Origin of the sequence: Pontibacter litorisediminis (assembly GCF_029360645.1) — a bacterium.
Lineage (GTDB): Bacteria > Bacteroidota > Bacteroidia > Cytophagales > Hymenobacteraceae > Pontibacter > Pontibacter litorisediminis.
Window position 1 is genome coordinate 136,542 of record NZ_JARDUA010000003.1, and the last position, 19,522, is coordinate 156,063.

General features: G+C 55.1%; 18 protein-coding genes and 1 riboswitch. Of the genes, 11 read left to right on the top strand and 7 right to left on the bottom strand.

Annotation, left to right across the window (positions count from 1 at the left end):
* Positions 1–93: 93 nt before the first annotated feature.
* The 6 genes from PXG97_RS10445 (at position 94) to uvrB (ending at position 8,153) form a co-directional block, all read left to right on the top strand.
* The gene (locus tag PXG97_RS10445; RefSeq protein WP_276497707.1) at positions 94–672 is read left to right on the top strand and encodes an RNA polymerase sigma factor; all 579 of its coding nucleotides are present in this window, start codon (positions 94–96) and stop codon (positions 670–672) included.
* Positions 656–2,371, top strand: coding sequence for a porin family protein (locus PXG97_RS10450; RefSeq protein ID WP_276497708.1), 1,716 nt, complete (start codon positions 656–658; stop codon positions 2,369–2,371). Before PXG97_RS10445 ends, PXG97_RS10450 begins: the two co-directional genes overlap by 17 nt.
* 279 nt (positions 2,372–2,650) lie before the next feature.
* Positions 2,651–3,028, top strand: a complete 378-nt coding sequence (locus tag PXG97_RS10455) for a hypothetical protein (RefSeq protein WP_276497709.1) — start codon at positions 2,651–2,653, stop codon at positions 3,026–3,028.
* 339 nt (positions 3,029–3,367) lie between these two features.
* Entirely contained in the window at positions 3,368–4,765 is a 1,398-nt protein-coding gene (locus PXG97_RS10460; RefSeq protein WP_276497710.1) for a DUF4270 family protein, read from the top strand.
* Between the two features lie 9 nt (positions 4,766–4,774).
* Positions 4,775–5,779: a Kelch repeat-containing protein gene (locus PXG97_RS10465; protein WP_276497711.1), complete on the top strand. Its 1,005-nt coding sequence runs from the start codon at positions 4,775–4,777 to the stop codon at positions 5,777–5,779.
* Positions 5,780–6,125: 346 nt separating this feature from the next.
* Positions 6,126–8,153 carry an excinuclease ABC subunit UvrB gene (gene uvrB, locus PXG97_RS10470; RefSeq protein ID WP_276497712.1) on the top strand — a complete coding sequence of 676 codons (2,028 nt, stop codon included), beginning with the start codon at positions 6,126–6,128 and terminating at the stop codon, positions 8,151–8,153.
* Positions 8,154–8,558: 405 nt separating this feature from the next.
* Here uvrB and PXG97_RS10475 read toward each other — a convergent pair whose 3' ends face one another.
* Positions 8,559–9,116 carry a fasciclin domain-containing protein gene (locus PXG97_RS10475; RefSeq protein ID WP_276497713.1) on the bottom strand — a complete coding sequence of 186 codons (558 nt, stop codon included), beginning with the start codon at positions 9,114–9,116 and terminating at the stop codon, positions 8,559–8,561.
* A gap of 403 nt (positions 9,117–9,519) precedes the next feature.
* Between PXG97_RS10475 and PXG97_RS10480 the strand changes: the two genes are divergently transcribed.
* Positions 9,520–9,780 (top strand): TPR end-of-group domain-containing protein, encoded by a 261-nt coding sequence (locus tag PXG97_RS10480; RefSeq protein WP_276497714.1) that lies wholly within the window; start codon positions 9,520–9,522, stop codon positions 9,778–9,780.
* 4 nt (positions 9,781–9,784) lie between these two features.
* A complete protein-coding gene (locus tag PXG97_RS10485) occupies positions 9,785–10,447 on the top strand; it encodes a DUF6624 domain-containing protein (protein WP_276497715.1) in 663 nt (220 codons plus the stop codon).
* 45 nt (positions 10,448–10,492) lie between these two features.
* On the opposite strand, the gene PXG97_RS10490 is transcribed toward PXG97_RS10485, so the two are convergent.
* Positions 10,493–12,700, bottom strand: a complete 2,208-nt coding sequence (locus PXG97_RS10490) for a B12-binding domain-containing radical SAM protein (RefSeq protein WP_276497716.1) — start codon at positions 12,698–12,700, stop codon at positions 10,493–10,495.
* A gap of 299 nt (positions 12,701–12,999) precedes the next feature.
* Between PXG97_RS10490 and PXG97_RS10495 the strand changes: the two genes are divergently transcribed.
* Positions 13,000–13,308 (top strand): hypothetical protein, encoded by a 309-nt coding sequence (locus PXG97_RS10495; RefSeq protein ID WP_276497717.1) that lies wholly within the window; start codon positions 13,000–13,002, stop codon positions 13,306–13,308.
* Between the two features lie 84 nt (positions 13,309–13,392).
* Here the strand turns inward: PXG97_RS10495 and PXG97_RS10500 are convergent, their stop codons facing one another.
* The gene (locus PXG97_RS10500; RefSeq protein WP_276497718.1) at positions 13,393–13,617 is read right to left on the bottom strand and encodes a DUF2798 domain-containing protein; all 225 of its coding nucleotides are present in this window, start codon (positions 13,615–13,617) and stop codon (positions 13,393–13,395) included.
* Between the two features lie 53 nt (positions 13,618–13,670).
* Positions 13,671–13,832, bottom strand: a complete 162-nt coding sequence (locus PXG97_RS10505; protein ID WP_276497719.1) for a hypothetical protein — start codon at positions 13,830–13,832, stop codon at positions 13,671–13,673.
* A gap of 184 nt (positions 13,833–14,016) precedes the next feature.
* Here PXG97_RS10505 and PXG97_RS10510 point away from each other — a divergent pair, with 184 nt between their 5' ends.
* Entirely contained in the window at positions 14,017–14,286 is a 270-nt protein-coding gene (locus PXG97_RS10510; RefSeq protein WP_276497720.1) for a hypothetical protein, read from the top strand.
* 90 nt (positions 14,287–14,376) lie between these two features.
* Here the strand turns inward: PXG97_RS10510 and PXG97_RS10515 are convergent, their stop codons facing one another.
* Positions 14,377–15,468 carry an L-dopachrome tautomerase-related protein gene (locus PXG97_RS10515; protein WP_276497721.1) on the bottom strand — a complete coding sequence of 364 codons (1,092 nt, stop codon included), beginning with the start codon at positions 15,466–15,468 and terminating at the stop codon, positions 14,377–14,379.
* A gap of 23 nt (positions 15,469–15,491) precedes the next feature.
* On the bottom strand, positions 15,492–17,408 hold the full coding sequence (locus PXG97_RS10520; RefSeq protein ID WP_276497722.1) for a TonB-dependent receptor plug domain-containing protein: 1,917 nt from the start codon (positions 17,406–17,408) through the stop codon (positions 15,492–15,494).
* Between the two features lie 108 nt (positions 17,409–17,516).
* Positions 17,517–17,720: riboswitch (cobalamin riboswitch) on the bottom strand.
* Between the two features lie 102 nt (positions 17,721–17,822).
* On the opposite strand from PXG97_RS10520, the gene PXG97_RS10525 reads away from it, so the two are divergent.
* A complete protein-coding gene (locus PXG97_RS10525; protein ID WP_276497723.1) occupies positions 17,823–18,422 on the top strand; it encodes a DNA-3-methyladenine glycosylase in 600 nt (199 codons plus the stop codon).
* A gap of 653 nt (positions 18,423–19,075) precedes the next feature.
* Here the strand turns inward: PXG97_RS10525 and PXG97_RS10530 are convergent.
* Entirely contained in the window at positions 19,076–19,504 is a 429-nt protein-coding gene (locus tag PXG97_RS10530) for a DoxX family protein (protein WP_276497724.1), read from the bottom strand.
* Between the last annotated feature and the right edge of the window lie 18 nt (positions 19,505–19,522).

The window sequence follows — 19,522 nt, forward strand, 5'->3', positions numbered from 1 at the left end:
GGTTGTTCTGTTTCTTTAAATTTTTTTGCCTGCTTGCAACCATCCGCGCCCGGCAGGAATCATAGGAGAAAGAAAACGTAAAGCAGGCAACATTTGAAGCTTTTTACAAAACCAAAGTCAGACGAGGACAAGCTCATAGAAGGGTGCATCGCGGGCAAGCGCGACATGCAGCGCCTGCTCTATGACCTGTACTCGAAAAAAATGATGGCGGTTTGCCTGCGCTACGCTCCCACTACTTTTGAGGCCGAGGATATCATGCAGGACGCCTTCGTGAAGGTGTTCAACCATATCCACAGCTTTAAAAAAGACTGCCCGCTGGAGTTCTGGATTCGCCGCATCATGATCAACACTGCTTTAAAGCACCTGCGCAGCAAGCAGCTGCTCACGGTGTCGCATGAGGCGGATGAAGTGGCCAACCTAAGTTCTGACGACGTGAGCCTGAGCGGCTACACTATGGATGAGCTTCTGAGCATGATCCAAAGCCTGGCGCCCCGTTACCGCATGGTGTTTAACCTGTATGCCATAGAGGGCTACAACCATAAGGAGATAGGGGAGATGCTGGGCATATCAGAGGGAACCTCGAAATCACAATATTCGCGCGCAAGGGCTATTCTGCAAAATATGCTCCTGCGCCAGGACAAAAAAGTAAAGGAACATGTCATCAGCAACTAACCATAATCGCGGAGGCTTGGAGGAAGAGTTCCGCCGACGCATGCAGGACGCTGAGGCTTCTCCGTCCGCAGACCTTTGGGCCCGCATAGACCATAGCCTGACGGTACAGGAAAACGGGCAGTACAAGCGCGACGTGCTGTTTTACCGGCAGCTTGCCGCCGCATGCATCGCGCTGCTGCTGGTAGCAGGCGGTTTTGCCGCTTACTATTTCGGCGGGCCTGCCGCCATACCGATGGCTAACGTGCAGCAGCCGGAAAGCAGTGTAGCCACTGTAGCAGCTGCTAATGAAGCCACACCCAAAGAAGAACCAAGCATTACGGACGAGGCCATTGCCGCTGCCATGCAAAAAGCGGTGCAGCCGCTAGAGCTGGAGCCGACCGCATCCAAACCTGACCAACAGCGTGTAGCTGTGGCCGCCAAAGCCGCTAAGGCAGCAGCCCCTGCGGCGACACGTGTAGCCACGGCGCAACTTAACAATGCAGCAGAACCTGCAGCTACTGCAACCACCGTTAGCCCGGACCCTAGTGCGTGGCACAGCGTGCCGGCCGGTAAGTATACTGCCGCTGCTGCACAAGGCTACACCGGCGGCCGCGAAAGCATGAACATCCGCAGCATGTTCTCCCGCCTGGAAAGCATGCACCGCGCGTTTACGGAGCGCCCTGCCGCTTCCTCTGGCTTTGTGTCTTCTGGAGCCCCGGCGCTTTCCAGCACTACTCCAGGGGCCACAGAGGATCATAGCAAGATGAGCGAGTTGGTGATGGGCCGCATGAAACAGCTGAAGGCAGAGCAGGAGGCTGTGCAGCAGCTGTATAGAGCCGAGCAAAAAACCTTGGCTGCCGCCGGTGCCGCCAGTACGGAGAAAGAGAGCGCTGCAACTGGAAGATGGTCATTGGGTATGGCCTACGCACCAAGTTACTTTGAGCAGAACATCGGCATCCCTACCCAAATGATGGGGCAAAAGAACAGCTTTGCCTCTTTTGCGCCTCCTACCGCCATGCAGCAGTCTGCCCGCATGATGGATGAGGCCCGTGAGGAGCATGAGGAGGAGGTGGAGCCGGGATTCTCTTTTGGCGTGGAGGCAAAGGCAGGCTTTAAGCTGGGCAAGAAGTGGAAGCTGCTGGGAGGCCTGGGCTTCACGCAAAACACTGCCCGCTCCAAGTCCAGCTACGTGATACAGCAGTTCTGGCGCAAGCCGGGCGCAGAGCAGGCCGAGACGCCCGGCGCAACCACTATTTTTGTGCCATCGCTTAGCAGCAACTACGCCTCCGACTCGCTGAGCGTGGCCAAGACCGATGAGTTTAACGTGTTGTACCGGTACCGCCACCTTACCGTGCCGGTGGGGGTGCAGTACGAGGGGAAAATAGGCAAAGACTGGTTCTGGTTTGCCGGGGGCGGCGTGGCTGCCAACATTCTGCTGCAGACCTCTATACTTGCCTCCTCTGCCGAGGTGCGCGACGTTGATTACGAGCTGAGTGACGACAACTCACCGTTCCGTAAGCTGCAGTGGTCCGGGAACGTAACAGCAGGCGTGGGCAAGCGCTTATCCAACAACTTGTCTATTGCCATAGGGCCAGAGTACAGGGGCTACTTCGATACCATGCTCTCCTCGCCAGAGAAGGCGCAGGCGCCGCAGGGCAAACCTTATACCATGGGCATTAACATGGCCCTGAACTACGACCTAGGCCCAGGCCGCAAATAAGCAGTTATTTTTTTCGGCGGCTTGCAACGCGCCGGGGAGTTTCAGGGTCATCCTGGTAGAGAAGACATAAAGCCTGCGGCCTATGAAACCACTGCTAAACCTGCTGGAGTTGCTCGCCTTCGCGGCACGCGAGAACCTGTATGGGTGGTACCTGCTGCTGGTGCTGTTGCTCTTCGCTATACTTTAAAATTAACTGTGCCTTCTTCTGAGCTATGAACCTTGGCTGCAGCCGTTAGGCTGGGCTGGCAATACAACACCCCTTTACCATCCGCTATACCTATGAAAACCTTGTGCTACATCATCCTGCTTTACCTCTGCCTCGCGCTGCTGGTATCGGGCTGTGCCGAAACAGCGCCAGTACCCGCTTGCACAATGGCAGAGGTGGTAGCCCAGGACTGTGACCCCGGCTGGTACATCCTGAAGCTGCAGGATAACTCGGAGGAGGTTGCCGGAAAAACAGGGACTTATGTAGGGCAGCTGCACGGCGGCTATGTTAGCACCGGCACCCTGCCGGAGCAGTACAGGCAGCCAGGCCGGAAAGTGAGCCTGCGCCTGGAGCTGGACGGGGCTGATGGCCCCCGCTGTACCGCCAATGCGATGATGTACCCTACGGTGAAGGTGCTGAGCGTGTGCGGCGAGCCCGACGCTTCTATCTGAAAAAGAATTATTAAGTGTAATGTGATTGATTAAATAAGGTGAGCGAACACAGGAGGCCTGCATGGCAGGCCTTTTGTTTGCCTTGCCCATGGCAGCACCCCTGTGGGTTTAGCCCTCCGCCTGATGCAATATTCCGCCGGGTTTGTAGTTTACAGAAAGTAATATCTTTCTGATGAAGAAAATAATAGTGTTATATTTGAAGCTGAATAAATTGTGGCTTTGCGGCTATAATTTAGAAAAGAATCTATACACGATGTTTCTCTTCAAGATCAGGTGAGGTAAGCACAACAAAAGCATCTCTTCTTTATTGGAGGAAAACCTGTTTTTCACGGTCAACATATGTTACTCCCGACACCAAAATCACTCTTCAAGAACAAGATTAACCACCTGCTCTGCTGCCTTGGCGCAGTGCTGTTGCTAGCCTCCTGCGAGGACCCGAATGACCTGGGACTGGAACTGGTAGAGGACAATGTCTCCGGTACATTCACAGATACGCTTACCATCAACCTCTCCACTGTGAGAGTAGACTCTATTGCCACCTCGGGTAAAGGAAACATGCTGGTGGGGCAGTACACGACCCCGCAAACCGGAACGCTGCGTGCCTCCACTTACTTTCAGGTGGGGCCGGGAAGCTCGCTGGCAGCCCCGGCAGCAGAGGCCACTTACGACTCGCTGAAGCTGTTCCTCCTGCCTACTTCAGGCTACTACTACGGTGATACCACACAAAGCATCACCCTTAGCATACACGAGCTTGCCTCTGCGCTAACGCCCCGTGCCCTACCTCCTACGGTGCCGCAGGAAGAGCCGAACTCATACTTCTACCAGGGCTCCGGCCTCTACAACACCACCAAGGCTACCGTTAAGCAGGACCCGCTGGGCACCTATACTTTCGCCCCACGGCCGGTGCGTAAAGACACCCTGGCTATTCCGCTGAGTGACGAACTGGGGCAGCAGTGGTTCGACCTGAGCAAGGCAGGCGATGAGAGGCTGAAGAGTAACGCCAGCTTTGTCGCGTACTTCAGAGGGTTAGGCATTATGGCCACGGCCGGTAACGCGGTGCTCGGCTACCCGGCATCAGGGGCTGTGGTGCGCCTGTACTACTCCGAGCCATCGGCATCAGGCGGTGCCAGAACAGTGAAGACTTACGATTTCTTGCCGGCTAACAGTAACCTGCAGTACAACAAGTTCGATGGGAACTACACAGGCACACCGCTCGAAGGCCTCCAGAACAGCAAGGAAGTGCCAGCCAGTGCGTCTAACGGGATAAGCGTGGCGCAGTCCGGCACGGGCCTGGTGATAAAGCTGGAGATACCGCACCTGGAGAAGCTGAAGGAGAAATTGAAGCCAGAATTCATCAACAAGGCCACGCTGGTGATAGAGCCTTTCAGGGGGGCTACCACCACCTATCCTTTCCCGGTACCGGCAGTTGTAGGGCTGCATGAGACCAGCAACAACGTGCTGTACGCCCCGCTTACCATGGAATACGGCAGACCCGACCAGCCTGTGGCCCTGACCTCCACCTTCGTGAAGAGCAGCGAAACAGCCACCGACGGGCGCTATGAGTTCTCGGTCACAGAGTTCCTGATCCAGCGGTTGAAAAACGAGCGCCTCACAGGCAGACCACTCTACCTGATTCCGGGTGATTTCGGGAACGGCGTCAGCCGCCTGGTGGTGGGCGCTCAGGATCCGGCCATTAAGAATGTACGCCTCCGCATCTACTATACTACTATCCAATAATCTACTACTATGAAAAATCCGTTTAAAAACACCCGCCTGTTCATGCTGATGGCTTTGCTGCTGTCGGTGGGCATGCTCTCCTCCTGCGAGAGCGACTTTGATGACGAAGTGCTGCTGGGAGAGTGGCAGAAGCAGTCTGACTTTGCCGGTGTGGCCCGCAGCAGCGCCGTGTCGTTTATCATCGACGGTAAAGTATACGTGGGCACTGGCTACGACGGCTCCAAGCGCCTGAGCGATTTCTGGATGTATGACCCGGCTGCAAACAACTGGGTGAGAAAAGCTGATTTCCCGGGCGCGGCCCGCAGTGCGGCAGTGGCCTTCTCGGCAAGCGGCAAGGGCTATGTTGGCACCGGCTACGATGGCACCAGCTACCTGCAGGACTTTTATGAATATGACCCTGCCACGAATGCTTGGGTGCAGATAGAGGACTTCCCTGCCTCTGCCCGCTATGGCGCTATTGCCATGTCGTTTGCTAACGAGGGCTACGTAGGCGCCGGCTTCGACGGCAACTACCAGAAAGACTTCTGGAAGTATGACCCGGCCACCGCTACCTGGACCGAGCAAGTAGGTCTGCAGGGGGCCAAGCGCCTGAACGGTTATGCCTTTACCGTGAATGGGAAAGGGTACGTAGGCGGCGGCGTGAACAACAGCGTGTACCAAACCGACCTGCTGGAGTTTGACCCGGCTACAGGCCAGTGGAAAACGCTGAAGAACCTCACCGACGAGCAGCGCCCGGACAAGGTATACCCAGCACCGCGCACGTATGCGGCTACCTTTACCATCCACAACAATGCTTACCTGGTAGGCGGCAGCAACGGCGCACAGCTGAACGATGTCTGGAAGTTTGATCCGGCCACCGACACCTGGTCTAGGCTCGGCGAGTTTAAAGGCGGTGGAAGAATGGGCGCCATTGGCTTCGGCATCGGCGAGTACGGCTATGTGGGTCTCGGCAACACCGGCTCGGTACGCTTCGACGACCTGTGGCAGCTGAACCCTACCATTGTGAATGAATAACAGCAAAGAGAGCTATACTTTAAAGCAGCCCGGCCACACGCTGGGCTGCTTTTTTTATACTTGCCTGTAACCAAATCAGGCCCATGGCGGTTATGTAGGTAAGGGCCTAAGCGCTAGCAGGATAAAGTTGCCTGCCATGCCTGGCAGGAGCCTTGTGCAGGCCCTTCTCAAAAAAGAATTTTCTGTAATATAGTGCACTAAGCCTGTTGTTCTGCAGCAGGCTTTTTTCATGCCCCTCAAGCCTTTTGCAGCTGCGGCCGTACAGCAAGTATAAACGGCAGCAGGGTAAACTTACGCTACATTTTAAATGTTATAGTTTATCTTTACTAATCCGTAAAACAAGCGAATGGATTTTAAACTGACATCCGAGTTTCAGCCGACCGGCGACCAGCCCAAGGCCATAGCTCAGCTAACAGAAGGTATAAACAACGGAGAGCCTGCGCAGGTGTTGCTCGGTGCCACGGGTACCGGTAAAACGTTTACCATGGCCAACGTGATCAAGAACACAGGCAAGCCCACGCTGGTGCTGTGCCACAACAAAACGCTGGCCGCGCAGCTCTACGGAGAGTTCAAGCAGTTTTTCCCTGAGAACGCCGTGGAGTACTTTATCTCCTACTACGACTATTACCAGCCGGAGGCTTACATTGCTTCTTCAGATGTGTTCATCGAAAAGGACCTGCAAATCAACGAAGAGATCGAGAAGCTGCGCCTGCATACGACGTCGGCCTTGCTTTCGGGGCGCCGCGATATTGTGGTGGTGGCGTCGGTGTCGTGCATCTACGGTATCGGTAACCCCGAGGAGTTCGGCAAAAACGTAATTTACCTGGCGCCGGGGCAGCGCTACAGCCGCAACAACCTGCTGTATACGTTTGTGCAGATCCTCTACAGCCGCACCGAGGCCGAGTTCACACGTGGAACATTCCGGGTGAAGGGCGACACGGTGGACATTTTCCCGGCCTATGCCGATTTTGCCTACCGCTTATACTTCTTCGGCGATGAGCTGGAGGCAATACACCGCATCGACCCGCAGTCCGGTAAAAAGCTGTCGGATGAGAAGGCGGTGACGCTTTACCCGGCAAACCTTTTCGTTACAGGCAAAGACACGCTGCAGCAGGCTATACATGAGATACAGTACGACATGGTGGCGCAGCATACTTACTTCCTGAAAGAAGACCGCCCAACAGAAGCCAAGCGCATTAAAGAGCGTACCGAGTTTGATCTGGAGATGATCCGGGAACTGGGCTACTGCTCCGGCATCGAGAACTACTCCCGCTACTTCGACCGCCGCGCCCCCGGTGCTCGCCCTTTCTGCCTCCTGGACTATTTCCCGGATGACTTCCTGATGGTGATTGATGAGAGCCACGTGACGGTGCCGCAGGTGCGGGCCATGTGGGGCGGCGATAGATCCAGAAAGGTGGCGCTGGTGGAGTATGGCTTCCGGTTGCCGGCGGCCATGGATAACCGCCCGCTCACCTTTAATGAGTTCGAGAGCCTGATGCACCAGGTGGTGTTCGTGAGCGCCACGCCCGGCGATTACGAGATTCAGAAATCCGAAGGTGTTATTGTGGAGCAGATCATCCGCCCAACCGGCCTGCTGGACCCTGTGATAGAGGTGCGCCCAAGCACCAACCAGGTAGATGACCTGCTGGATGAGATTGATGAGCGTGTAAAAGAAGGTGCCCGTGTGCTGGTAACCACCCTTACCAAGCGCATGTCCGAAGAGCTGACCAAGTACCTGGAGCGCCTCAACATCAAAGTAAAGTACCTGCACTCCGAGGTGAAGACCCTGGACCGTGTGGAAATCCTGCGCGAGCTGCGCCTAGGGGAGATAGATGTGCTGGTGGGCGTAAACCTGCTGCGCGAAGGCCTGGACTTGCCGGAAGTAAGCCTGGTGGCTATACTGGATGCGGATAAGGAGGGCTTCCTTAGAGACCAGCGCTCGCTGATACAAACCATGGGACGCGCCGCCCGAAACGAGAAGGGGAAGGTAATCATGTATGCCGACCGCATCACGGGCTCTATGCAGCGGGCCATGGATGAAACAAACCGCCGCCGTGCCACCCAAATGGCCTATAACGAGGAGCACGGGATTACGCCGCGCACGGTGCTGAAGTCGAAAGGCGAGATCATGGAGCAAACCTCCGTTGCCGACTCTAAGAAGAAAGAGGTGAAAATGTATGCCGGTTCGGAAGAGGTATCGATTGCGGCTGAGCCGATCATCCAGACCATGAAGCGCGAGGAGCTGGAGAAGCTGATCAAGAAAACGGAGAAGCAAATGGAAGCCGCCGCCAAGGACCTGGACTTCCTGCAGGCCGCCAAGTACAGAGACGAGCTGTCCGAACTGCGGAAGCTGCTCAAGAACAAGCGCGACTAAAGCAAGCAAGAGGCTAGATAGGGGGACAGGTACATAAAGCCTGGCCTTCCTATAGATAGAGAGTATAAAAGATGTCTAAAAATGAAGAGCACCTGCGGCCTAGGCTGTGGGTGCTCTTCGCTTTATGCAGAAATAGAGTTAGGTGTTGCCGGGGGAGTCCTGGTGTTCCTGCCCCGGCAGCACGAAGATGCAGGGGCAGGGCCAGGTTTTCATCATAGTTTTACTTGGTAGTAGGTAGTGGTAGTAGTCTGAAAGCTGGCAGCTTTAGTGCCGGCTTCCGATAGTAAGATGCCGAAACAGCGGCAGAGGTTGCAAGGGAGATAAAATTTTTTCCAGAAACCAGGAGCGCCCTCCCTTTACTTGATAAGTAGGGGGAGGGCGCTCCTGGTAGTTGCCTATTTATACTTACTGCGGCAACAGCACTTTGTCGATTACGTGGATCACGCCGTTGGAAGTGGGGATGGAAGCCAGGATGTTTGCCCCGTTCACGGTCACCTTGCCGTCTTTCACGCCCATGGTTACGCGGCCGCCGTTTACCTGTCCCAGGCTCTGGCCATCCTCAAACCTGTCGGCATTCAGCACGCCCACGTACACGTGGTACTGCAGGATGTTGCGGAGGTCGCTGCGTTTCTCAGGCTGCAGCAGGCTCTCTACCGTGCCGGCAGGCAACTGCTTGAAAGCCGCGTTGGTTGGGGCAAACACTGTAAACGGACCCGCATTAGTGAGCACGTCTACCAGCCCCGCTGTCTGTACGGCTTTCACTAGGGTGGTGTGGTCGGGGGAGGAGACCGCTACCTGCACCACGTTCTTCTGCGACTCATCGTCCTGCACGGCAGACTGGCCTGTGGTGGCCGTTGCCTCGTTTTGTACCTCTTGGGTAGCGGTTTGTTCCTCTGGCGAACTGCAAGCGGCCATCATAGCACCTGCTGCTACGACCACGGCCATTGGTAAAATTCTTTTCATATCCTTTCGTTTGATGTGCTGTGTCGGCACAATATTGCTACACAAACGCATCAGGAAATATGATCTTGGTTATTCGCAAAAATGACTTTGGTTATGATTTTGTTGATAGCGGTAAGGGGCAGAGTACAGCTGTTTCCCAGATGCGTGGGAGGGTGCCGGAACTGCCAAAAAGGTGAAGCTTGCCGAAGGGTGAAAAAAGGAGATTTTGCCTTAGCACCCGTGGTTGCAAACTATGTACTCTTTCCACTCGTGAGTTGGTCATCGTATCATCCGGCTCCAGATCTTGAAGAAAATATCCCTGTGCCTAGAAAGCGAGAGGAACATCAGCCTTAAAATATAAACTAAATGATTAGTTTATTTAAGTCTTGCTCTATATCTTCCTATACACTAAACATAAAGTACTATGAAGAAGATCATGAGTACGGCACTCTTGGTAGTTGCCTTGGCTGTTACGGTATCTGCTCAAAGCATAGGCGAGGCAAGCGCCAAGTATGATGCGAAAGAGTATAAGGCATCGGGAGAGATGTATGAGAAGGCGTTTGCGAAGGGTAAAGGCAGCACGACTGACTACTATAATGCGGCCTGTTCGTGGGCGCTAGCCGGTAACAAAAACAAAGCCATGGCCTACCTGCAGCAGGCCGTGGAAGGGGTACACCAACCTTAGCCATTTGAGGCAGGACACAGACCTGAACAGCCTTCATGGGGACAAGCGCTGGGCTGCCTTGGTGCAAGACCTGGAGAAAAAAGTGGCGGCGCTGGAGGCAAGCTACAATAAGCCACTGAAAGCGCAACTGGAGAAAATCTATGAGACGGACCAGGGAGTAAGAAGGAAGATCGGGCCTGCACAGGAGAAGTATGGGAATGACTCACCAGAGATGCAAGCGCTCTGGAAGGAGATGATAGCGGTTGATGAGGAGAACAGGAAAGCAGTAATAGCTATCATAGAGGAGCATGGCTGGCCAGGTACAAGTATGGTGGGGCCGCAGGCCAGTTCGGCTGCGTTTTTAGTTATCCAGCACATTCCTCAAGAGGAGAAGGAAACTATGGAAAAGTACCTGCCCCTGCTGCGGGAGGCGGCGGCCAAAGGCGAAGCCGAAAAAAGCCACTTAGCGTTGATGGAAGACAGGGTGCTGATGTATAATGGACAGCCGCAACTGTACGGCAGCCAGCTTCGCATGAACAACAATACAGGAAAATATGAACTCTACACGATAGAAGATGAGGCAAACGTAGACAAGCGCCGGGAGGAAATGGGCTTGGAGCCGCTGGCCGACTACATGAAAAGGTACGGCATAGAGTATAAAGTGCCACAGGCCAAGTCTGAGAACTAGCTATAAAGTATAAGCCCGAAGCTTTTCCTGCTTCGGGCTTATACTTTATAGCAACAACAGGCCCCGCTCCCTTAGGTCAAACCAGCTCGGTGAGCTTAGGAACTCAGCAAAACTCAGGTGCGCCTCCGCCGGGAAACTCGCCTCCAGCTGCTTCAGAGTTACAGCTTCCGGATTATCGGGCGTTACTTTCTGCAGCACCTCGAACAGCCACTGGCCGATGATGGCGGTGGTCTTCACCTCAAAATCCTCGCCTTTCTCAAAGAAGGTAAGCAGGCAGCGTTCGATGGTCTGCCCTTTCTGAGCAATCATGGTAAAGTCCAGGGCCGGGGTATTGCCCAGCCACAGTACGCGCGCGTTGGGGCGGGTGCTGTCGGGGCGGTGTGGGGCAGCGATAGCCTCGGCAATCAGGTTCGGGTCTTCTGTGGCGCGGGGCACTTTAAAATCAAACCAGAACGAGAGCTTCTCCTCCAGGCCAATGCCGTGCATGTAGTTGTAAAGCGCCTTCGCCAGTCCCTCGCCAAACATGCTGTGGTCGGTGCCTTTCGGGTCGTCGTGCCAAAGGTCGTTGTTGGCAAAATCCCCTTCGGGCGGACCAACCTTCACCACGCCATACTTCTCGGGGTTCTTGCCGATGGGGCTGTGCGCCGTCATGCTGAAGCGGTGCCAGTAACCTGACTGGATCACGTTGTTGAGGAACAGCTGCCGCACCACCTCCAGCGAGTCAATCGTTTCCTGAGCCGTTTGGGTTGGGAAGCCATACATGAGGTAGGCATGCACCATGATACCGGCCTGCGTAAAGCTATCCGTCACGCGGGCTACCTGCGCTATGCTAACGCCTTTTTCCATGAGAGCCAGCAAGCGGTCAGAAGCTACCTCCAAACCACCCGACACGGCAATACAGCCCGAGGCAGCCAGCAGGCGGCACAGGTCTGGCGTAAAGGTTTTCTCAAAGCGGATGTTCCCCCACCAGCTTATTTTCACGCCACGGCGAATAAGTTCGATGGCCATGTCGCGGAGCGGGGCAGGCGGGGCCGCCTCGTCTACAAAGTGAAAGCCGGTCTGCCCGGTCTGGGCAATAATCTGCTCGATGCGGTCTACCAGCAGGGTGGCGGGGGCCACATCGTAGCGGTTGATGTAATCCAGGGTGATGTCGCAGAAGGAGCAGCGCTTCCAGTAGCAGCCGTGGGCGATGGTGAGCTTGTTCCAGCGGCCATCGCTCCAGAGGCGGTGCATGGGGTTGATCACATCGATCACCGAGAGGTAATCGGGTAAAGGCAAATCGCTGTAATCGGGCGTGCCTACCTCGTTGTGCGGAATGTCGGCATCGGTGCAGCCATTGACATACTTCACCTCGCCATCGGCAAGTAAAAAAGTGCGCTGCAGCTGCCCAGTCTCGCGCTCGCCCTGCAGGTGCTCCAGCAGTCTCAGCCACGGGCCTTCGCCATCATCCAGCGTCACGAAATCAATGTACTTAAACAGGCGCGGCTCGCGCAGGCTGCGCAGTTCCGTGTTCGGGTAACCGCCGCCCATGGCTGTCCTTATACCTGGGTTATGCTCTTTGATATACTTTGCCATCCGCAGGCCGCCGTACAGGTTGCCCGGGAAAGGGATAGAGAAGCCCACCACATCCGGCTGTACCTGCTGCAGGCGCTCCTCCAACAGCTCCAGTAACATAAGGTCCACGAGGCTTGGGGCCTGCTGCAGGGCCTCCTCCAGTGGGTTGAACGAGGTGGCCGACAAGGCCAGTTTTTCGGCGTAGCGGCTAAAGGCAAAGTAGGGCGAAATAGTTTCCTTGATCAGGTCGCCGAGGTCCTCTAAGTATAAAGTAGCCAGGTAGCGTGCCCTGTCGGTGATGCCCATACTTCCGAAGGCCCAGTCGATGTCCTCCACCTGATCGAAGCGCGAAGCCTCGGGCAGAAAGCGGCTGTAGCTGATCTGCTGCGCCAGTGTGTGGTCCTTGTTCTGCAGAAAGCGGATGACCGGCTCTATGGTGTTCAGGTAGTCGCGCTTAAGGTGCAGGATGCGCAGGCTGTTGTCCGAGAGTTCGTAATTGCCCTGCTCTATGGCCTCAAAGATGCGCTGGAGCCCTTTGCGGGAGAACATGCGCAGCACCAATTCAATGCCCAGATCGGCCTGCACCACCTCGTAGCCACGGCCGGTTAAAAAGCCTTTCAGGTAGGCGGTGGCAGGGTAAGGGGTGTTCAGTTGCGTGAGCGGCGGCGTAATGAGCAGGATGGTTGGCTTCTTCTCCAAGGTAAGTCAGCTTATAAAGTATAAATGTTGTGGCAGCGGCCAAAGTACAAAAGTACAGATAATGGCGCACAGTTTCAGGCGCACTGCCTATGCAACAGTTTGCCGGGGGGTAGAGGTTCACCTGCCCGCTACAAAGCCGTCTATGGGCGGCGCCATGGCTCAAACCGGTTGTTATACTTAAAAAATATTTAATATAATTTATTTTGCATATTAGAATAGGGTGCTTATATTTGTTTCATGAAATAGAATTGTTGCTGAGGAACTTATCTTTTGACCCTGCTATGCAAAAGGCCTCCCCTATGACTACCCAAAAAAGCCTGCAGATGGTACTTACCACGCTGCTGTTGGTACTTGCCGTGCTGCTAATGCACTGGCAGGAAAAAGCTGTGCTGCGAGGGAGCATCCTTGCCAAAGCGTTAGAGGTTTCGATGGCGCCGGCGAAAACGGTAGCTTATACCCACTGCTGCCTATACCACGGCCTGCAGGCAGCCAAGGGAGCCCGTGTATATGCCAACGGCATCCTTCCACAAGATGTGGTGCAGACTGTTAACCTAAAGGCGCTGCAGCAGAATGACTCCATAAGCCATACAGGAGTATTCAGGTTTTAGACACTGTCCCCTTACCAACTACACCCTATAAAGCAAAAGCCTGCGCATAGTCTGTGCAGGCTTTATTTGTGATAAGGGGATGTTCTATTTCAGTACTTTGTCCACAGCTTTGCTCACGCCCGGCACAATAGCCAACACCGTGAGCGATACCAGCACAAACAGCACAAAGAAGCTGCGCAGCAACCTGCCCGGGAAATCAGCGTGCAGGCCGAAAACATACAGCTCCAGGGCCGATGCCAGCAGCAGGCAAGTGATGGCGATAAGCACCAGCTTTCGGCGTAGGTGCGGTTTCAGGACAGGCTTCGGCATAGGTTGCAGTGGTTATTGCCCAAAGATAGGGTAGCGGCGGGTACATTTAAAAATCAGGCGTGGCCTTTTTCAGCCTCGCGCTCCTGTTCAGTGTGCTCCTCCTCTGGTTCCGGCTCCGGTGGCGGGGCCGGTTTGCCCTGCCGTACTTTTTTTACATCCGAGGAGTCGTCTTTGGTCGTTTCTTTGGGCGGTTGCTTGGGCTTGTTCTCTTCCATGGCAAGTATAGGTATGGTTCTTTGCTGATGTACGGAGAACACCGCCCACCGATATGGGTTTCAACTATAAACTGCACCGTAACGTACATTCACTAAACCCGGGGCAAGCGATTAAGGCCCTGGTAACTATGTTTAACGGCAAACTGAAAAGATAATGAATACACAAAAGATAAGATCTGCTTTTTTGACACTGATAGCTACGGGCATGGTTTCCTTTGGGATGGTGGCCTGCAGTACGGGCACAGACCCGGGTGAAGTGAACACCGAGCGAAGCGACATCAAAGAGGAGGGAAGTATGGTAGGCAGAGAGGAAGGCGAGGACTACACTAAAAAAGCCGAGCAGGATTCCTTGGAGCAGCCTTATGAGCGCGCTGAGGAAGGCTCTGCCGTGCATGCGGGTGATGGCCAACGGGATGGCGTAGACCGCGAAGATGTACAGGAGCAGCAGGAGTAAGCTGTCAGAAAGAAACAAGCATTCTAAAAACAGGAAAGCCTGCCCCATGTAAGTATAGGGCAGGCTTTCCTGTTTTCAAATGCCTCTCGTTTAGTTAAACACAAAGCCATTCGGGCCGATGCCAGCCCTGAAGCTGCCTATCTGGTTGCCCTGTGGGTTGTAGATGTACACCGTGCCGTCACCGTCAAAACTGTTCTCATCGCCGCCGTAGATGTTGCCTGTCTCAGGGTCTACGCCCAAGCCGTAAAAGCTGCGGTTGATGAGCGGCGTGGTATTTAGCGCAGTGGCGTTGATGTCTTGCTGGTGCACGGCGCCATTGTAAAGGAAGTACAGCATATCCTTATTGCCGTTGATGAGTAACTTGCTCGCCGAGGCGGTGGCCTCTGGGAAGGTGATCGTGCTCGTAACGGTGTTGTTGGCGATGTTGATCTTAGAAAGAGCGCCTGCCGTGTGCTCAGATGCCGGTGCGTTCCAGTCTTTATAACCCGAGCTTAGCACCCACAGGTTATTGTTGCGGTCTAGTGCCAGGCTGTTGGGGCCGTGGGTAACCTCGATCGTCTTCACCACCATGTCATTGTTCGTATCAATAACGTGCACAAGCGGAGTACCTGAATTGGCTACATACAAGTTGCCGCCTGCTAGCAGCAGCTGCTCAGGTTGCACATCCACCTCAATCGTTTTAACTACTTTATACGTTTTTAGGTCGATAACTGAAACGCGCCCTCTGTTGTAAGACCAGTCTGCATTAGGAGGAAACCACTCTGTAACGTAGCCTTTCTCGTTGTTGAGGGCCACAAAGTAGCGGGGAGCGCTCAGGCCTTCCACCACACCCACAGATTTGAAAGTAGCGGCATTCACGACCTCAATCTTGTTGCTGTTGTTCATCACGATGAAGGCGCGGTTGCCGGCCAATTCCATGTCCTGCACCACATCGCCAAGCAACCGCCCATCGTTTTCTTTTTGAAAAACATTTTGCTGCGCCTGTTCTGTGCTGTTGCTGTAAAAAGAGATAGAAGCATTCGACTCCCTGAAGTTCCCTTCGTTCAGGACGAATACACCGTCTTCGGCATAGGCGCCGCTTGGCCCGTCGCTGTCATTGCTGTCGCAGCTGGTGAAGGCAAGGGAGCTGACGGCCAGGGTGGCAGCCAGGAAGAAGCTACGGAAATAGTTGCGTTTTTTCATTATGGTTTAGGTATGAGTATAAATTAAGGGATAATAAAGCGTAAGCTGAAGGTATAGCCGCGCGGCGGCATAGGGCGGTAAGCCATGGTCTGGTACTCGGCATTGGTCACATTATCGGAGCGGAGCGTGAGCAGCAAGGTGTTTTGCCCCAGCTGCAGCCTTCGGCTCAGGGCCAGGTGCAGCAATATAAAGTCGTCGAGGTGGCTGGTTTCGGAGTTGGAAGTATAGCGCAGGCCGGTGTAGTTCAGGTTGCCCAGCAGGCTCCAGCTTTTATACTTGCCCTCCGCCGAAAGTATGGCCTTGTGACGCGGCACATACATCAGCTGCTTGCCCAGGTCGCCTGTTCCTTCATACACCTTTACCTGCTCCGACGAAGTATAAGTATAGGCCGCCGTGCTAATCAGTTTTACTTCCCCTAGCTTGGCGGTGGCGGTGGTACTCAGCTCCAGCCCTTTGCTTTCCACCTTCTGCAGGTTGGTGGGGCGCCAGAGGCCGGTACGGTTCGGCGACCACTGTATCCAGTTATCAATCTGCATGAGATAGCCAGTGGCCTCGGTCTCTAACAAGAAGCTGTTGTCCTGTACCAGCACGTGGCGCAGGCCCAGCTCGTAGTTCCAGCCGTGCTCCGGCTTTAGGTCTGGGTTGCCGGCACCTGCCCAAAAGCGGTCGTTGAGCGTTGGTACGCGGTAGCTGCCGCTGGCATTGCCTTTCAGGGATACCTGGTGCCGGTTGCTGTTGAAAAACTTCCAGTTAAAGCCCAGCGCTGGCGTAAGCGGCGGGTTATAATGCTCTACCAGCGCCTGGCGCAGGTTCAGCGACAGCTGCAGCGGCTGCACCGGGTCGAAGCGGAAGAGGGCAAAAAGCGCGGCGCGGTTCTCGTCCTGCTGCCCGTTGTAGCCGTCGTTTGTCGCCTCGAAGCGCTGCAGGTTAAGGCCACCGCGCAGACTCCAGCGCTCGCCGGAAGTATAGGTTTGCTCCGCCTGTAGCTGGTAGGTGTTTACATCCGCTACGGAGTTGTTGCTGCGGTCGGTGTAGTGCAGCAGGTCGTTGAACCAGGCGGCTTTTATACTTGTCTGCCCCAGCCGGCTCTCGTGCTCCAGCTCTGCCATGAGGCGCAAGTTTTCGTCTTTTTGCTTCGCCTCAGTGTCGGCGGAGCCCATGGCAGGCGGCAGTTCGCGGTCTGAGAACGTGTACCAGCCATGCAGGGCCAGCGCCGTTTTCGGGGAGAGTTGCCAGCGCAGGTCCTGAGTAAGGCCATGCTGCTCCAGCTGCGCGTGCTGTAGTCGCACTTCCGGGGTGCCGAAGCGGCTAAGGTCATTATACGTAAAGCTGTTTTCTGCCTGATGCCGGTAGAGACTGAGGCCGTAGCTGAAGTTTTTGCTGCTATAGCCAGCGCTGCCGCTGCCAAAGTAACGGCCAAAGCTGCCAGCCTCCAGTTTCACATCGGCCCCAAAGCCCTGGGTTTTATACTTGGGAGAGTTTAGCAGTACCGCCCCGCCAATGGCCCCGCTGCCGTAGGTCGCCGCTGCCGAGCCATATTGCAGGGCCACCTCACCGATGCCGCTCAAAGGTAGGGTAGAGAAGTCGGCCTGGCCCAGGGTGGGGGAACCGATGTTTAAGCCATTCCAGAGCACGGCTGTTTGTGAGGCGTTGGTACCCCGGAAAGCTACCGTAGAACTTCCGCTGGCCCCGTAGGTTTTGAGGTATACGGGCGTGCGGGCCTGCAGCGCCTCGGCCAGGGTGCCGGAACTGTAGGTGCTCAGGTAGGCGCTGTCCACCTGCACCACGCGGCTGCCGGCAGCATACACCTCGGCAGGCTTGCCAAACACCTCCACGGTGCGCAACTGGTGCTGCGTGGTGTCCTGCTGCGCCATAGCCACAGAAGCCGTGCTGCACAGGCAGGCACAGAGCCATACTTTCAGAAAAGAGAATTTTGCCAAAATAAACGTTGCTTACATCCCGAAGCATGCTATTGGGGCAAAGGCAGGAACAGCAAACGCATGAAATACAGCGGCGGCCGTGCAGCTTTTTACCCGAAAGCATACGACAAATCGTGTGTCGGACTGGCAGGTCTCCTGGCTCTCTTCAGTTAGCGCGCCTTCCCATGCAGCGTGTGCAGCACAGTGGCTAAGGTGTTGGCTAACCCTTTTGTTGAAGATGACAGTTGCGGGAACAGCGCAGGACTCACACCTGCTTCCCTTTTAAGGCCATAAAACGGCAGTTTTACAGCCACCAATCTGAGGGCAAAGGTAGGGAACATTTTTCATTTATCAGTTAACATTTATCATGGCTGTTAACTCTGCTCCTAAGCGCACGTACCCCAACAACGAATAACAACCAACAAACAACCAACCGTGAAGCTTCCGAAGGAATTCTATACCCGGCCCGATGTGGTGCAACTGGCGCAGGAGCTGCTGGGCAAGCACCTCTATACTTGTGTGGATGGCATGCTGACCGGTGGGATGATCGTGGAGACCGAAGCTTACTCTGGAGAAAACGACCGCGCCTGCCATGCACACCTGAACCGCCGCACCGCGCGCACCGAAATCATGTACAGCGAGGGCGGCGTGGCCTACGTTTACCTGGTCTACGGCATGTACCACCTGTTCAACATCATCACCAACGAGAAAGACAAAGCCGACGCCGTGTTGGTGCGGGCCATTGTGCCGGAGGTGGGGGTAGAGGAGATGCTCCTGCGTCGCGGCTTCCAAAGTATAAAGCCAAACCTTACCGCCGGCCCGGGCGTGCTCAGCATTGCCCTGGGCATCGACAGAAAGCTCTACGGCGCCGATCTGACCGGCGACACTGTTTGGCTAGAAGATAAGGGCGTCGTGCTGCCCGAGGAAAGTATAGCCACCGGCCCCCGCATCGGTATAGACTATGCCGGCGAGGATGCCCTGCTGCCCTGGCGGTTTTGGGTGAAGGGAAATAAGTGGGTGAGTAAGAAGAGGTGAGTTCTGCTTGTGCCTCTCTTAGCCATCGCTAATGCGAGCTTGTAGCTCGTGCTTTCTGCAGCAGGACCCAAGCTATTCTTTCTAACTGCTGTTCACCCACAGCCTTACAACCAACTTGTTCTATAGTATACTTTATGCTCTCCAGCCCGAGAGGGCTCGTCCTGGGGGTAGGGGCCCTCGATAAGGGCATCGCGCTGTGTTCCCTCCTGCGCCAGGGCGCTGCCACTAGCGTGGCACCGGATCTCACAAGGCGCTCAACCCAAGGATTGGGAACAGAACCAATAGCCTCTGCCTTTGCTATGGACTAAGTATAGTCCCCCTTGGAAGGGGGCAGGGGGATGAGCCCCTCCTTGGAGGGGCTAGGGGTGGGTTTATACTTTGTAGGAACAGGTCTCGACCTGTCCGCGCTATACGAGCGACAACGACGCTTATACTTCTGTACCAGTAACTACAGGCTCCCCTCCTTGGCTAAGGAGGGGTAGGGGTGGTTTGATTCGATACAGCAGAGGCTCCCTCCCCTGTCCTTAGGGGAGGGTTGGGGAGGGGTAGCCACCCTTCGAAGCGGGCAGGGGGATGATAATCGTCCATGATTCCCCACCTTGTTCTTAAGGGGTAGTCCTGAGCTTAAGAGAAAACTTACTGTATTCCCTGCTCTAATCCCTGTGCGCCAACTTCCTGTCCACAGCCCAGCAGCCGCCTCCTTTTATCAGCAGGAAAATACTACCCAGCAGCATGGCCCAGTCCGTGCGAAAGGCGTGCAGCATCTCCCAGAGGCCGTCGTTTGCCAGAATCCCGAGTTTGGTGGTGGTCAGGGCTACAAGCATTATAACAATAAGCGGAATACTAGCCAGGCGGGTGAGGAGCCCCAGCAGGATAAGGAAGCCACACACGGTTTCGAAAGAGCCTACGAAGTAGCCCAAAAACTCAGGCGATGGTAGCCTGATCTTCTCGAAACGCCCAGCGCCACGGGTACCCGCGAACAGGAACTTCTGTATTCCCTCGGATAAGAAAACCACCCCTACCATGAGCCGAATCAGAATGGTTGTTTTAGCACGATCAGTCTGTAGAACTCTTCTCAACATAGATGGGGGAAGGTATGA